The 14,133-nt window shown below is 64.5% G+C and carries 12 protein-coding genes; 7 read left to right on the forward strand and 5 right to left on the reverse strand.

Annotation, left to right across the window (positions count from 1 at the left end; all coding sequences use genetic code 11):
* Positions 1–88 precede the first annotated feature (88 nt).
* Positions 89–883, forward strand: a complete 795-nt coding sequence (locus THL1_RS28305; RefSeq protein ID WP_069086333.1) for a substrate-binding periplasmic protein — start codon at positions 89–91, stop codon at positions 881–883.
* A 104-nt stretch (positions 884–987) separates the two neighbouring features.
* Positions 988–1,470 carry an acyl-CoA thioesterase gene (locus tag THL1_RS28310; protein ID WP_069086334.1) on the forward strand — a complete coding sequence of 161 codons (483 nt, stop codon included), beginning with the start codon at positions 988–990 and terminating at the stop codon, positions 1,468–1,470.
* Between the two features lie 1,010 nt (positions 1,471–2,480).
* Here THL1_RS28310 and THL1_RS28320 read toward each other — a convergent pair.
* The 3 genes from THL1_RS28320 to THL1_RS28330 all read right to left on the reverse strand — a co-directional run bounded on the left by THL1_RS28320 (position 2,481) and on the right by THL1_RS28330 (position 4,897).
* A complete protein-coding gene (locus THL1_RS28320; RefSeq protein WP_069086336.1) occupies positions 2,481–2,951 on the reverse strand; it encodes a copper chaperone PCu(A)C in 471 nt (156 codons plus the stop codon).
* Positions 2,952–3,052: 101 nt separating this feature from the next.
* A complete protein-coding gene (locus THL1_RS28325; protein WP_069086337.1) occupies positions 3,053–4,426 on the reverse strand; it encodes a PepSY-associated TM helix domain-containing protein in 1,374 nt (457 codons plus the stop codon).
* 87 nt (positions 4,427–4,513) lie between these two features.
* Positions 4,514–4,897: a DUF2946 domain-containing protein gene (locus THL1_RS28330; RefSeq protein WP_069086338.1), complete on the reverse strand. Its 384-nt coding sequence runs from the start codon at positions 4,895–4,897 to the stop codon at positions 4,514–4,516.
* A 257-nt stretch (positions 4,898–5,154) separates the two neighbouring features.
* Here THL1_RS28330 and THL1_RS28335 point away from each other — a divergent pair, with 257 nt between their 5' ends.
* Positions 5,155–5,565, forward strand: a complete 411-nt coding sequence (locus tag THL1_RS28335) for a DUF3301 domain-containing protein (RefSeq protein ID WP_069086339.1) — start codon at positions 5,155–5,157, stop codon at positions 5,563–5,565.
* 120 nt (positions 5,566–5,685) lie between these two features.
* On the opposite strand, the gene THL1_RS28340 is transcribed toward THL1_RS28335, so the two are convergent.
* Entirely contained in the window at positions 5,686–6,561 is an 876-nt protein-coding gene (locus tag THL1_RS28340; RefSeq protein WP_069086340.1) for an alpha/beta fold hydrolase, read from the reverse strand.
* Between the two features lie 113 nt (positions 6,562–6,674).
* On the opposite strand from THL1_RS28340, the gene THL1_RS28345 reads away from it, so the two are divergent.
* The 4 genes from THL1_RS28345 to THL1_RS28360 all read left to right on the forward strand — a co-directional run bounded on the left by THL1_RS28345 (position 6,675) and on the right by THL1_RS28360 (position 12,890).
* Positions 6,675–8,435 (forward strand): ATP-binding protein, encoded by a 1,761-nt coding sequence (locus THL1_RS28345; protein WP_069086341.1) that lies wholly within the window; start codon positions 6,675–6,677, stop codon positions 8,433–8,435.
* Positions 8,432–9,772, forward strand: coding sequence for a sigma-54-dependent transcriptional regulator (locus THL1_RS28350; protein WP_069086342.1), 1,341 nt, complete (start codon positions 8,432–8,434; stop codon positions 9,770–9,772). Before THL1_RS28345 ends, THL1_RS28350 begins: the two co-directional genes overlap by 4 nt.
* A 75-nt stretch (positions 9,773–9,847) precedes the next feature.
* Positions 9,848–10,993, forward strand: a complete 1,146-nt coding sequence (locus THL1_RS28355) for an IS110 family transposase (protein ID WP_069082015.1) — start codon at positions 9,848–9,850, stop codon at positions 10,991–10,993.
* 589 nt (positions 10,994–11,582) lie between these two features.
* Positions 11,583–12,890: an MFS transporter gene (locus THL1_RS28360; RefSeq protein WP_069086343.1), complete on the forward strand. Its 1,308-nt coding sequence runs from the start codon at positions 11,583–11,585 to the stop codon at positions 12,888–12,890.
* A 207-nt stretch (positions 12,891–13,097) separates the two neighbouring features.
* On the opposite strand, the gene THL1_RS28365 is transcribed toward THL1_RS28360, so the two are convergent.
* Positions 13,098–14,072, reverse strand: a complete 975-nt coding sequence (locus tag THL1_RS28365) for a CobW family GTP-binding protein (protein WP_069086344.1) — start codon at positions 14,070–14,072, stop codon at positions 13,098–13,100.
* Positions 14,073–14,133: the final 61 nt, after the last annotated feature.

The raw sequence follows: 14,133 nt of genomic DNA on the forward strand, positions 1-14,133 counted from the left end.
CCAGCGCCCGGCCGGCCTGGCCGGTCGCTGAAGATTCCCCGCGCGCCTGCTAGGCTCATCGGCAGTCCCACTGTTCCAGGCCCGCTCAATGAAGGCTGCTCTCTGCGTGCTGCTATTCCTGAATCTTGGCATCTGCCACGCGGAGCCATTACGCGTTGGCCTGGAAAGCCAGGATTACCTTCCCTACTACCGTGCCCTGCCTGGCGACCCTGCCGAGGGCTACGCCATCGCGCTGCTGCAGCGCTTCGCCATCAGTCAGGGCCTGAGCCTGGAACTCGAAGCCCTGCCGATCAACCGCCTGCACCGCAATCTGCAGACCACGGATCGGCTGATGCTGGTATTCCCCGATAACCCGGCCTGGTCCCGCCAGCTCAAGGGCGATACCCGGATGCATTACAGTCGTCCGGCGATTCGCATCGTCGACGGCAGCCTGGTCCTGCGTGAACACTTGGGACGCGGGGCCGAGTCGGTTCGACGCCTGGGCACGGTGCGCGGTTTTACCCCCGAAGCCTGGCAGGAACGGTTACACAATGGCCAGGTGCAACTGGTAGAGGCCAGTGACATTGGCAGCCTGGTTCGCATGCTGCTCCGGCTGCGTATCGATGCCATCTACGCCAACCCCGAAGTGCTGCACCACTATCTGGACACCAACACCAACCTTGGCAGTGATCGCCTGCAACTGGACCCGGAGCTGCCCATGGCCCGGACCGCCTTCCACGCCAGCAGCCTGAATCACCCCGAGCTGCTCGAAGCCTTCGACCGCTTCCTCATCGAGCAGCGTGATGAGCTGGCGCAGCTGCGCCGCCAGCATGGCCTCGCCTGTGGCCCGAGCGACCTGGCAGAGGAAACTCCCGCCTGCCAGCAGCCCTCCGAAGCGCCCTGAAGCGTGGGTTATCCACAGCTGCTGAAGAAAACGCATCAATGCCTGTGGCGCTCCGGCAAGCGCCTGCGTCTATCCCAGACAGTCCCCAAACCGACGAGGCCAGCATGGAACCCGGAACCGCACAACTGTCGATGACCGTCCTCATGACCCCGGACATGGCCAACTTCTCCGGCAACGTCCACGGTGGCACCCTGCTCAAGTACCTCGATGAAGTCGCCTATGCCTGCGCAAGCCGCTACGCCGGTCGCTACGTCGTGACTCTTTCGGTGGACCAGGTGATCTTCCGCGAGCCCATTCACGTGGGCGAACTGGTCACCTTCCTGGCCTCGGTGAACTACACCGGCAACACCTCCATGGAAGTGGGCATCAAGGTGGTCACCGAAAACATCCGCGAGCGCTCGGTGCGCCATACCAACAGCTGCTTCTTCACCATGGTCGCCCTGGACGATGAGCGCCGTCCCGCGCAAGTCCCGCCGCTGCAGCCGCAATCGGCCGACGAAAGGCGCCGCTATGCCCAGGCCCAGCAGCGCCGGCAGATCCGCCAGGAACTGGAGAAGCGCTACCAGGACATGCGCGAGGGCAGCTAAGCCCTCGCGTCTCCACATTGTTCCCCAAAAGCAGTGGAAGGCCCTGTGGATAAGGTGTAGACCAAGCGCCAGGCCCCACACCACACGGCCTTCCCCATCATCTGGCGATTTTCTGAGCATTTTCAAACACTTGGCTTGTGCATTGCGCACAGTTACTGTGCAGCAGACTGTGGATAAGCTGTTTGGACTTCGCTGTACCCCGCACGATCCTTGACGTTCAGGGCATTGATCATTTACCGATCAGGCTGTCCACACTACGCCATATGAGCTATGGCCTGACCCGGCTCCCTTCCGTGAAAGACCTGTTCCAGAGCTGTTTCCCCCAGATTCAGTGGACGGAGCTGTGGATAAGTTGTCGATCAATTCCCCTGATCCAGTCCTGGCGCAGCTTTCCGTCGTGTGTGCACTTTTCGAGCAATATCAATGGGATAACCCATTCATTGCACACAATATCTGTGTAGCCATCTGTGGATAGCTTGTGAGGATGCAGCTGCAGGCCGCGGCTGGCATAGCCTGCACGGACATGCTCATTTTTCACCCATTTGAACTGACCCGCTCTCCTGTTGTGCATAACAGATCGCTCCACCTGCTCTTGCGAGGGCGAGAGCATCTCGCGAAAGGGCGTCAGGCTGGAGTTGCATGGCTGCGCTGCAACCTGCTGCCCCAGGGAATGCGCGGCCGTGGGTGATCTGTACACAAGGCGTCGAGACTTTTACCCAAATCCCGTGGATGCCGCTGTGGATAAGCTGTAGTTCGACCGCCAGACCCCAGACAGGCCGCGGTCTTCCGAACTCTGTTTATTTACTGTTCTATTTCAATCACTTAGCGGCCGCCTTGCACACATTATCTGTGCAGCCCGCTGTGGATAAGCTGTTGGGACTGCTCTACAGAGCAAGCCTGACGCGGCCTGCGCAGAATTGATCAATTCATGATCAGCGCGTGGTGAATGTCGCTGAAATAGGGCAGTGGAGGGCGGGAAGCCGCGGGGCCGGGTGGCCCCGCGCAGTAGGTCAGTGCTGGTGCTCGGCACCACCGGACGGTGCGCTCTTCTGCACGTGGACTTCCACGTCCAGGTCGCCGGCCTTCTGGAAATGCAGGGTCATGGGGAACTTGTCACCGTCGTTCAGCGGCTGCTTCAGGCCGAACATCATCAGGTGGTAACCGCCCTGCTCCAGGCGCGCTTCACCGTCAGCCGGAATGTCCAGGCCGCCGGGAACCTGCTGCATCTTCATCAGGCCGTCCTTGTGTAGGTGCTCGTGGATCTCGGTCTTGCCAGCGCGGGCCGTGTCGGCGCCGAGCAGCGTGTCGGCTTCCGCGCCTTTGTTGTGGATAACCAGGAAGGCGGCACCGTTCGGCGAAACTGCGGGTACGGCCATGGCCCAGGGATGTTCGATGTGCAGCGACCCCAGGTTGTATTCATGGGCGGCCAGGGTGCCGGAAACGCTCAGCAGGGCCCCCAGGGCCAGCAATGTCTTGCGCATGTTGCAACTCCATTCATTCGATTGACTGGCGCCCGCCCCGGCGGGCGCCGATTGCTCTTCCCTTGCGGACGCGGCAACAGCGCCGCGCCTGCATCACCAGGCTAGCCGGCCACTACCTTGCTGCCACCCAAGCGCGACAGCACCAGCCAGTCCAGCGACCAGACCGCTAGCAGGGACAAGCCCACGAGCGGGAATGCGATGCCGAGGCCGATCATGATCACCACCGCGGTTTTCCACAACGGCAGGTCATGCCGCAGGGACGGTACGCCGAAGCTGCCCTGCGGACGGCGCTTCCACCACATCACCAGGCCGCTTACCGCGCTGAGCAGGATCAGCAGGCAGACGCCGAACATGATCAGCTGGTTGGCCAGGCCGAAGAATTTTCCTTCGTGCAGCACCACACCCATTTCAACGCTCTTCGCCACCAGGCCGTAGTCGTGCCAGCGGATGTCGGCCAGCACCTTGCCGCTGTACTGGTCCAGGTGCAGCGTGGCGTCGTTGCGCGGGTCATCGGCGAATACGGCAATGCTGTAAACCCCGGTCGCCTCGGCCGGCAGGGTGATGCTGTAGCCTGGCACCACGCTAAGTTCACGGGCCGTATCCACCACCCGCTGCAAGCTCACCTGGCCGGAGCTGACGTGCATGCCGGCCATGTCATGGCCCTTGTGCGCCGCGTGCGGATCGGAAGCTGGCAGCAGCGTGTTTTCCACCGCCCAAGCCACGGTCTGGTCTTCGGCGGTGTTCAGGCTGCGAGCCTGCTGGTCGGATTTGGGCACTTCATTCCACATGGCCGCCGGGAAGCGGTTCCAGACATCGGCGAATTTCTCGCCCCAGAAGCCCGTCCAGGTCATCCCGGTGAGCAGCATGAACAGCAGCAGCAACGAGCTCCAGAATCCGGTCACCGCATGCAGGTCGCGCCAGAACAGCCGCCCCCGGCTGGCCAGGCGCGGCCAGAACACGCCACGCATGCCCTGCCCGCGCGGCCACCAGAGGTAGAGGCCGGACACCACCAGGACGATGGCCCAGCCAGCAGCCAGCTCGATCAGCCGATCACCCACCGTGCCGATCAGCAGCGTGCCGTGCAGTGAACGGGCGATGGCCTGGAGGTTGTTCTCGGCGTCCTGGGTGCCCAGCACCTGGCCGCTGTAGGGATCGACGAACAGGTTGGTCTTGCGCCCGCCCTGCGTGGCGACGAACTGTGCGCTGTGCCCGGCGTCTACCGGCGGCAGGTACTGGCTGACGCTGGCCTGTGGATAAGCCTGGCGCAACTTCTCCAATTGCTGGTCGGCGCTAAGGGTCTGGCCGGCAGGACGCACCTGCATCAGGTCGCTGTAGAGCCAGTTATCGAGCTGGGGTTTGAACAGGTAGATGCTGCCGGTGACCGCCAGCATGATTATGAAGGGGATGACGAACAGCCCGGCATAGAAATGCCAGCGCCACGCCAGATTGTAGAAAGAGACAGTGTTCTTCGACATTGTCGTGCTCCCTGATGAACCGGTGGCCGCGTGCCTGCGCGCCGGGACGGACCAGACGCTGCACAGCGGAAAAGAAGGTTGCGCGGATCAGGACAGCGCGAAGGGCGGTGCGCGGGTCAACGCGCCGGGGAAGACGGCCTGGGCAGCATGGCCTGCCCGTGGTGCCAGCGCCGCTTGCGGACTGGCAAGGCCAGCCAGGTCCAGCCCGTGCAATGAGGCCGGGTTCAGGGCCGGGGAATTGAACAACAGGGTGCAGTAGCCGCACTTGGCCCAGGACATCTCGTGGTCGGGCATCACCGGCTGATGGCCCGGACCGCCGTGCTCGGTGGCACAGGCCAGCTCGCCCATCCAGGGCGGCACGCCGACCGGTGCCATGTCCCGCGCCTGGGAGACCAACGGACCGACGAGCACCAGCAGCATGGCCAGAAGGCCAAGCCAGGCACCATGTTGTCGTGCTCTGCCGTAGGTCACAGCAAGGGTTCCATACCGGTCGGTCAGGGGGCGCCTATGCTAGCCAAGCACCTGCTTGCGATGAAGCCTAGCCGCTGGGACAGATGGCCGCAGGCCGGATGCCGGCGATTTCCAACCGCTCGGCTGCAAGGCAGCTTGCTCCGGCAATGCCCGAATCCGGGTGTCGGACACCAGGCCCGGGGAGAAATCGCGTCGAACGGACCAGCTGAAAACCCCCTGGGATGGTTTAAGCTTGGGCCTATGTCCTTGGAGTCATCATGCTGAGCCTGGCTGACGTTTTCCTACTGATGGTGTTCGCCGCCGGTGCAGCCTGGCTGTGGCGCGGCCATGGCGTGCGCGAACGCGCACTGACACTGGCCAAGCAGCACTGCGCACGGCTGGATGTGGAACTGCTGGACGGCAACGTGGCCTTCCGCCGGCTGGCCATGGTGCGCGATGCCAAGGGCAACCGTCGCCTGGCGCGCATCTACGGGTTCGAGTTCACCGTCACCGGCGAACAACGTCTGGCGGGCAGCATCCAGATGTTCGGCAACCACCTGGGCCGCATCGACCTTGAGGCCCATCCCTTCGAAGTCGATGCCGAAGCCCAGCACGCAGGCAAGGTTATCCAGCTGAACGAGTGGCGGCGTAACCACCCCAAGCCGGACGAGCAGCGTCGGGTGGATTAGCGGACACAAGCCATGGCTCGGGTGGACCACGCTTCACCGGTCCACCATTTGTGATCCGAAAGGGCTCCGATGGTGGATGTAAGAAGCGACATTCACCCTTGCCAGCCTCAGCAGCAGTGTTCATCCACGCAGCAGGAACTCGGCGGTGCGCTCGGCGCTGGCCTGGGGAAACTCCTGCATGAAGCAGTGGCCGCCCTCCACAACCTGGGCGCTGACGTGACCATTGAGGGCGGTCAGCCGCGCCACCGACTTGGCCACGAAGGGGTAGCTGTGCTGTCCGTGGAGGATCAGCGTCGGCGTCTCAAGGCGTCCGAGGGAAGGCCACAGGCGCTTCGGGAAGGAGCTGAAGATCTCCGCCTCGCGACTCGGCCGGCACTTGAGCTCGACACCGTTTTCCACAGCCTTGATGGCGTGATCCACGTAGCCCTGCAGCGCCTCGTCGGTCCAACCCTTGAAGATGCCGCGGCCATGCAGGCCGTTCCAGGCGGCCTGGTGGTCGGCCCAGTGGTTGCGCCGCGCCAGTGCGCGGCTGGCCATGGTGGTGCGGCGGTGCAGCCCGAGGACTTCGGAGAAGGCCATCACGCCGATCATGGCCGGCGTGAAGATGACCGGGTCGAGCAATACCGCACGCCTGAACAGCGCCGAATGACGGGCCAGGATGAGGCTGGTCAGCACGCCGCCGAAGCTGTGCCCCAGAGCCACTCGCGGCACCTCGCCAAACAGGCCACGCCCGGCCTCGAAGGCCTCCACCGCCAGTTCGGCATTGCGGTTCCAGCCGAGGAAGCGGCCGCCGTGATCACTGTCGCCATGGCCCTGGACATCGCACAGCCAGAGGTCGAAGTCTTCCGCCATCGCTTGCAGCAACGGCGTGTAGGTACGACCGCAGAAACCATTGCCGTGAAGGAAGTGCAGCAGCGGCTTGCCGGAGGGCTGGCTATGCCAGCCGCGCAGGGTGAATCCGGCAGAAGTCGAATGGGACCAGGGGATCAATTGCATCGAACGTGCCTTGAAATGACTGGGCGCAGTGTATCCGCTGGCATCGCGCAAAAGCAGGGGCACGCGGCTGGCCGTGCTATCGTCGGCGCCTCGCTTCCCCCGGATACCTCGCCTTGATCTCCCGCTCCCTGCGCATCGCCCTGCTGATCCTGCTGCTGCTCGCCGGGTTGCTCCTGGCGATGCATCTGGCCGGTCGCCAGGCCGAACACCAGGCCCTGCGCGATGAGGGCAAGCAGGTCCGCGAGCAGCTGAGCCTTTACGCCGGCAGCCTGCGCACGCTGATCGAGCGTTTCCGCGCCCTCCCCGCCGTGCTGGCACTGGACCCGGAAGTGCGTGCCATCCTCGAAGGGCCTGTGGATAACAACCAGCAACACCTGCTCAACCTGAAACTGGAACAGATGAACCGCGCCGCCGGCTCCACCACCCTGGAGCTTCTGGATCGCGACGGCCTCGCCGTGGCCGCCAGCAACTGGCGCCTGCCCACCAGCTTCGTCGGCCACAACTATGGCTTCCGTCCGTACTTCGCCGAAGCACGCAGCCATGGCAGCGGCCGCTTCTATGCAGTGGGCGTGACCAGCGGTGTTCCGGGCTACTTCCTGGCCAGCGCGGTGCGCGGCGAACAGGGTGAGTTCATCGGCGCGATCGTGGTGAAGCTGGAGTTCCCCGAACTGGAGCAGGAATGGGGCCATCGGCCGGACATCATCCTGGTCAGCGATGCGCGCGGCGTGGTGTTCATCGCCAACCAGCCGGGCTGGCGCTATCGCGAGCTGCAACCCATTTCTGCCGAGGGCCGAGCCGAAATGGCCGCCACCCGACAGTACGACAAACAGCCCCTGGCGCCACTTATCCACAACACGCGGCTCGAATTCGGCACAGACAGCCGGCTGGCGCGAGTCGATGGACCCGCCGGTCGCACCGACTACCTCTGGGAAAGCCTGCCGCTGCCCAGCGAAGGCTGGACCCTGCACCTGCTGCGCACCCCGCAGGACGCAGCAGGCAGCGCCCGTGCCGCGAGCCTGGCCGCCGCCGGTGCCTGGCTCGCGGTGTTCTTCCTCGCCCTGTTCCTGCACCAGCGCTGGCGCCTGGCGCGCATCCGTCAACGCAGTCGGGAAGAACTGGAGCAACTGGTGGAACAACGCACCGCCGCCCTGCGCACCGCCCAGGACGGCCTGATCCAGGCCGCCAAGCTCGCCGCCCTAGGGCAGATGTCAGCGGCCCTGGCCCACGAGATCAATCAGCCCCTCACGGCTCTGCAGATGCACCTGGCCAGCCTGCGCCTGATGCTCGGCAACGGTCAGCTGGAGCAGGCCCACAAGGCGTTGGCACGCCATGATGAGCTGCTGCAACGCATGGCCGCGCTCACCGGCCACCTCAAGACCTACGCCCGCAAGACGCCCGGAGGGCTGCGCGAATGCCTCGAACTGGGCAACGTTGTGGATAAGTCCCTGCAACTGCTGGCGCCCAACCTGCGCGACGCCCAGGTGGAAATCAGCCAGACGCTGATGATTCCTGCCTGGGTGTCGGGTGACGCGATCCGCCTCGAACAGGTGCTGGTCAACCTGTTGCGCAACGCGCTGGACGCTGTAGCAGGCCATCCGCACCCGCACCTGTGGATAACCCTGCAACGGGAACACGAGCACTGGTTGCTCGAAGTGGCCGACAACGGCGGCGGCATCGCCCCGGACGACCTGCCACGGGTCTTTGACCCCTTCTTCACCACCAAGCCAGCGGGTGCTGGCCTGGGAATCGGACTGGCGGTGTCCTACGCCATCGTCCACGAACTGGGTGGCACCCTGAGCGCCGCCAACCAGGGCGAGGGCGCGGTGTTCAGCCTGCGCCTGCCTGTGGATAAAGCCAAAGAGGAACAGCCATGACGGCCCAGGTGATTTTCGTCGACGACGAAGCGGCGATCCGCGAAGCCGTACGCGAGTGGCTCGAGCTTTCCGGTTTCGAGGTGCGCGTGGAGGCCAGTGCCGAAGACTGCCTGAAGCGTCTCGACGCAGCGTTTCCAGGCGTGGTCATCAGCGACCTGCGCATGCCCGGCATGGATGGCATGGCGCTGCTCCAGGCGGTTCAGGCACTGGACCGCGAGTTGCCCTTCCTGATGGTCACCGGCCACGGCGATGTGCCCCAGGCGGTGGAAGCCATGCGCCTGGGCGCTTACGACTTCATTGAGAAGCCCTTCACCGCCGCGCGCCTGCTGGACAGCCTGCGCCGGGCGCTGGAGAAGCGTCAGCTGGTGCAGGAAAACCGCCGCCTGCGCGTTCAGGTCGACCTCAAGGACCAGCTCGATGGCCGCCTGCTCGGGGTTTCCAGAGCGCTGCTACAGCTGCGCCGCCAGGTGCTGGAACTGGCCCGCACCCCGGTGAACATCCTGCTGCGCGGAGAAACCGGCAGCGGCAAGGAAATGGTCGCGCGCTGCCTGCACGACTTCGGCCCCCGCGCCGGCAAGCCCTTTGTGGCACTGAACTGCGCCGCCATTCCGGAGAACCTGTTCGAAAGCGAGCTGTTCGGCCATGAAAGCGGCGCCTTCACGGGCGCCCAAGGCAAGCGCATCGGCAAGATCGAACATGCCCATGGCGGCACCTTGTTCCTCGATGAGATCGAAAGCATGCCACTTGCCCAGCAGGTGAAGCTGCTGCGGGTGCTGCAGGAGCAGCGCCTGGAACGCCTCGGGTCGAACCAGAGCATCGCTGTGGATATCCGCGTGGTCGCCGCCACCAAGCCGGATCTGCGCGACGAGGTCCGCGCCGGGCGCTTCCGCGAGGACCTGCTCTACCGCCTGAACGTTGCCGAACTGCAACTGCCGGCTCTGCGCGAGCGTCGCGAAGACATTCCTCTGCTGTTCGAGCATTTCGCCCGGCAGGCCAGCGAGCGCCTGGGCCGGTCGCAACCGACGCTGACCCCGACGGAACTGGCGCAATTGCTGGCCAACCCCTGGCCGGGCAACGTCCGTGAACTGGCCAACGCCGCCGAACGTCATGTGCTGGGGTTATCCACAGGCCAGGCCGAGCGAACCGAAGGCGAGCCATCGCTGGCCGAGTTGATGGAAGTCTACGAAGTGCAGTGCCTGCGCCAGGCGCTCGCGCGTTGCCAGGGCGATATCAAGGGGGTGATGACACTGTTGCAACTGCCGCGTCGCACCCTCAATGAAAAGATGGCTCGCCACGGCCTGGCGCGCAGCGAGTTCCTGCCGGGCGACGAACTGTAGATCCTATGCAAAGGCCGCCCGCACGCCGATTCTTAATCCGGGGGATAGAAGGTTTGGCCCAGAGGAGGAATCGACATGCGAACGGCCTACGTTGAACAGCATAGTGCGAACGAACCGGTCTTGGCAGTGGCGCTGGAGTTGGCCAGGGCCAGTTGGAAAGTGGCGCTGAGTGATGCCCGGCGCGCCCCCCGGCTGAAGACAGTCGACGCACCGCAACCCCTGGCGCGCCTGGAGCAGGTGGTGCAAACGATCGCGGAGACGCGCGCGCTCTGGGCGTTGCCAGCGTCCGCCAGAGTGGTCGTGGTGTATGAAGCGGGCCAGGATGGCTTCTGGCTACAGCGCGCCTTGCAGGCGCGTGCGCTGGAGGTCCTGGTGATCGATCCAGCGAGCCTGCTGATGGCGCGGCGGAGGCGTCTGGCCAAGACTGACCGGCTGGACGCCTTGCGCCTGGTGGAGGCCCTGCTGGCCTGGCTGCGTGGCGAGCAGCGGCGTTTTCAGGTGGTGTGCCCGCCCAGCGTCGAGGACGAGGATCGCCGGCACTGGGGGCGCGAGCGCCAGCAGTTGCAGCGCGAGCTGCAGCAGCACCGCAACCGGATCGAGAAGCTGCTGGCGACGGTGGGCTGCTGGACCCGGCTGGATCGTGCCGGCCGCCAACAACTGGCCGAGGGCACGCTGCAGGACTGGGCTGGCCAGGCGCTGGGGGCGGCGCTGCAGGCCCGCCTGCAGCGGGAGCTGCAACGCTGGCAGGAGGCCCGGACCCAGCTGCGGCGGCTGGAGCACGAACACGCGCAGCGCTTCGGCACCCGCCAGGCCGAACAAGTGGCGCGACTGAGCCAGTTGCGCGGCATCGGCACCGTCGGCGCCCGGCAACTGGTACTCGAGCTGTTCTGGCGGCAGTTTCGCAACCGCCGTCAGTTGGGGGCCTGCGTTGGCCTGGTGCCCTCGCCCTACGACAGCGGCACGCTGCGGGTCGACCAGGGCATCAGCAAGCAGGGTAATCCCCGGGTCCGCGCGCTGCTGGTCGAACAGGCCTGGCTATGGCTGCACTACCAGCCGAACAGCGCCCTCAGCCACTGGTTCGCCAAGAAGGCCGGCGGTGATTGCCGTCGCAGTCGACGGGTAGCGATCGTGGCCCTGGCGCGACGCCTGGTGATCGCCTTGTGGCGCTACCTGGAGCGCGGTGAGCTGCCGGCGGGTGCAACACTGAAAGCCGTGCCCTGACACCACCACTCAGCCAGCGAGCCGCGACGAAAGAGTTACGCAGTCAACACGCCCGTAATTCGCCCGGGTCATCAGCGCGATGACCGATCTTGTAGAAAGGGTGTGGTGCAAAGGGGTATGCCTGAGCGCAACGCGCAAGCAGGATCGTGTTGGTCCTCGTGACCAGCGGATAGAAGGTGGTGAGACGCTAGGTCTCACGAGCAGCATGCCCCGCTGCCTTGATGCGTGCCCCAAGTCATGAATCGGAGGAACAGGCCTTGACACCGAGATCTTCATAGAAGGGGCGAATTCATTCGCCAAGGGCGGCATCGCAGCCCTCTGACAGCTCAAAGGGCGAACCTGCGGTCCGCTTGGCGATTGAAATCGCCCCTACAAGGATGCGGCCACACCGGTGCCTTCGCGATCGGCGGAATCTTGCTCATCACCCCAGGGGCATCGGCAGGTTTCCGCGCATGAACCTCGCCTGAATCCACTGAAACCTCTCTATTCCGGGCCTTTCCTCCCCTGGCACAGCTCCTGCTATGTGCCTGGCGCACTGGCGCGGCTTCGGTCAGCGCCCACAACAACAACTACGCGTCGAGGAACGATGATGGATAACTCCAGCACCCTGGCTGCCTCTGCAGAACCCCGCACGACATCGCAACGCATCAAATCGATTTTCAGTGGCTCGGTGGGCAACCTGGTCGAGTGGTACGACTGGTACGTGTACGCCGCCTTCTCGCTGTACTTCGCCAAAGCCTTCTTCCCCCAGGGCGACATGACCGCCCAGTTGCTCAACACCGCCGCGATCTTCGCCGTGGGCTTCCTGATGCGCCCGATCGGTGGCTGGCTGATGGGTATCTACGCCGACCGCAAGGGCCGCAAGGCCGCCCTGCTGGCCTCGGTGCTGCTGATGTGCTTCGGCTCGCTGATCATCGCCCTGACCCCGAGCTATGAAACCATCGGCGTCGCCGCACCGATCCTGCTGGTCGTCGCGCGCCTGTTGCAGGGCCTCTCGGTAGGCGGTGAATACGGCACCTCGGCCACCTACCTGTCGGAGATGGCGACCAAGGAGCAACGCGGCTTCTTCTCCAGCTTCCAGTACGTGACCCTGATCTCCGGCCAGCTCATCGCCCTGGCGGTGCTGATCATCCTCCAGCAGACCCTGACCACTGAACAGCTGGAAAGCTGGGGCTGGCGCGTGCCCTTCTTCATCGGCGCCCTGTGCGCGGTCGTGGCCATGTTCCTGCGTCGCGGCATGGAAGAGACCGAGTCCTTCACCAAGAAGAAGGACAAGCCGAAGGAAAGCCTGCTGCGCACCCTGATGCGCCATCCCAAGGAAGTGCTGACCGTGATCGGCCTGACCATGGGCGGCACCCTGGCCTTCTACACCTACACCACTTACATGCAGAAGTACCTGGTGAACACCGTGGGCATGAGCAAGGACGACTCGACCATGATCTCGGCCGCCACGCTGTTCCTCTTCATGCTGCTGCAGCCCATCGTCGGCGGGCTTTCCGACAAGATCGGCCGTCGCCCGATCCTGATCGCCTTCGGCGTGCTGGGCACCCTGTTCACCTACCCAATCCTCAGCACCCTGCACACCATCGAGACCTGGTGGGGCGCGTTCTTCCTGATCATGGCGGCGCTGATCATCGTCAGCGGCTACACCTCGATCAACGCCGTGGTGAAGGCCGAACTCTTCCCCACCGAGATCCGCGCCCTGGGCGTAGGCCTGCCGTACGCACTGACCGTTTCCATCTTCGGCGGCACCGCCGAGTACGTGGCCCTGTGGTTCAAGAGCATCGGCATGGAAAGCGGCTTCTACTGGTACGTCACCGCCTGCATCGCCTGCTCGCTACTGGTGTACGTATTCATGAAGGACACCCGCACCCACTCGCGGATGAACCAGGACTGATCCCTCATCCGGATCGACACGAGACGGGCCCTTCGGGGCCCGTTTTCATTGGTGGCGGAATGCCCGGCTGAACACACAGCGCACCCTACTTCGACACCTCTCCAGTAGGGTGCGCCATGCGCACCGATTGCGGGTTCACGCCGCGTGCCCCAACCGCGCGAACTGGCGTAAGAGCGGGCTCTGCCCGCAACGCCGTCCGGCGCGATCCTAAGCCTCCTCCTCCAACCGGCACGCCGCCATGCCCGCCTTCAGCGCCGCCTCGTCCTGAGGCCCGGCAAAGATCAGCTCCAGGCGCGAATCTTTGCGCCATTCACTGGCCTGCCAGTGGATCGGCGCGCCATCCAGGGCGTTGCCGGAAAGCCAGCCAGCATTGGTTTGCAACACCAGCTTGGCGCGGCGCCAGGGCAGGTTGGTGAGCCATTGCTGCACGCGCATCAGCTCGAACTGCTGGCTCGGATGCCAGCGCCAACCGATGCTCCAGCCGTCGGCACTGGCCTGGATCTGGCAGATCGGTTCGCCCTGATTCCTCCACAAAACATGGGGTTTATCCACACCTGTTGGTAACTCGCTGATACCAACAGGTTTTCCAGCGTGTGCATGAATGCCTGGAAGCTCCTGGATATCTAGCCGCCCGTGTGTCGTCCACAGGATAGGTACAGGGGGTAGTTTCGCGGAAAGTTGTTCACAGGCGGCCGAATCCAGGTTTTCGGCCTTGTTCAGTAGCACCAGGCCAGCATCCAGAAGCGCCTCTCGCTGGCTGTCCGGTAGGGGTTGGCCCGCAGCCAGCGCCGCCGCGTCCAGCACCACGACGCTCGGCTGTAGCGCCAGAACGCCCTCCCAAGGGGCTTCGCGTAGCTGTCGCAGTAGCTCGACGGGGTGTCCGAGTCCGGAAGGCTCGATCAGTAGCCGGTCCGGGCGTGACTTGCGCAGTAGCCGGGCTAGGCCGACCTGGAACGGCGCGCCGTTGACGCAACAGACACAGCCGCCTGCCACTTCCGCAAGTGCGATGCCGTCGTCGTCACGCGTCAGCAGTGCCGCGTCCAGACCAATCTGGCCAAACTCGTTGATCAATACCGCCCAGCGCTCAAAGGCGGGCCGCTGCGCCAGCAACTGACGGATCAGGCTGGTCTTGCCGGCCCCCAGGGGGCCGGCAATGAGATGGGTAGGGATATGTGTGAGCATCTTCCTATGGTGCTGCTTCACACACGTCTTAGAAAGCGCCGTGCTAGAGTCGCGGCCTTCA

Origin of the sequence: Pseudomonas sp. TCU-HL1 (genome assembly GCF_001708505.1) — a bacterium.
Lineage (GTDB): Bacteria > Pseudomonadota > Gammaproteobacteria > Pseudomonadales > Pseudomonadaceae > Metapseudomonas.

Bases quoted from the DNA above. Each gene is read 5' to 3' on its own strand.
- THL1_RS28305 (WP_069086333.1), top strand. From the start codon at position 89: ATGAAGGCTGCTCTCTGCGTGCTGCTATTCCTGAATCTTGGCATCTGC.
- THL1_RS28310 (WP_069086334.1), top strand. From the start codon at position 988: ATGGAACCCGGAACCGCACAACTGTCGATGACCGTCCTCATGACCCCG.
- THL1_RS28320 (WP_069086336.1), bottom strand. From the start codon at position 2,951: ATGCGCAAGACATTGCTGGCCCTGGGGGCCCTGCTGAGCGTTTCCGGC.
- THL1_RS28325 (WP_069086337.1), bottom strand. From the start codon at position 4,426: ATGTCGAAGAACACTGTCTCTTTCTACAATCTGGCGTGGCGCTGGCAT.
- THL1_RS28335 (WP_069086339.1), top strand. From the start codon at position 5,155: ATGCTGAGCCTGGCTGACGTTTTCCTACTGATGGTGTTCGCCGCCGGT.
- THL1_RS28340 (WP_069086340.1), bottom strand. From the start codon at position 6,561: ATGCAATTGATCCCCTGGTCCCATTCGACTTCTGCCGGATTCACCCTG.
- THL1_RS28350 (WP_069086342.1), top strand. From the start codon at position 8,432: ATGACGGCCCAGGTGATTTTCGTCGACGACGAAGCGGCGATCCGCGAA.
- THL1_RS28355 (WP_069082015.1), top strand. From the start codon at position 9,848: ATGCGAACGGCCTACGTTGAACAGCATAGTGCGAACGAACCGGTCTTG.
- THL1_RS28360 (WP_069086343.1), top strand. From the start codon at position 11,583: ATGGATAACTCCAGCACCCTGGCTGCCTCTGCAGAACCCCGCACGACA.
- THL1_RS28365 (WP_069086344.1), bottom strand. From the start codon at position 14,072: ATGCTCACACATATCCCTACCCATCTCATTGCCGGCCCCCTGGGGGCC.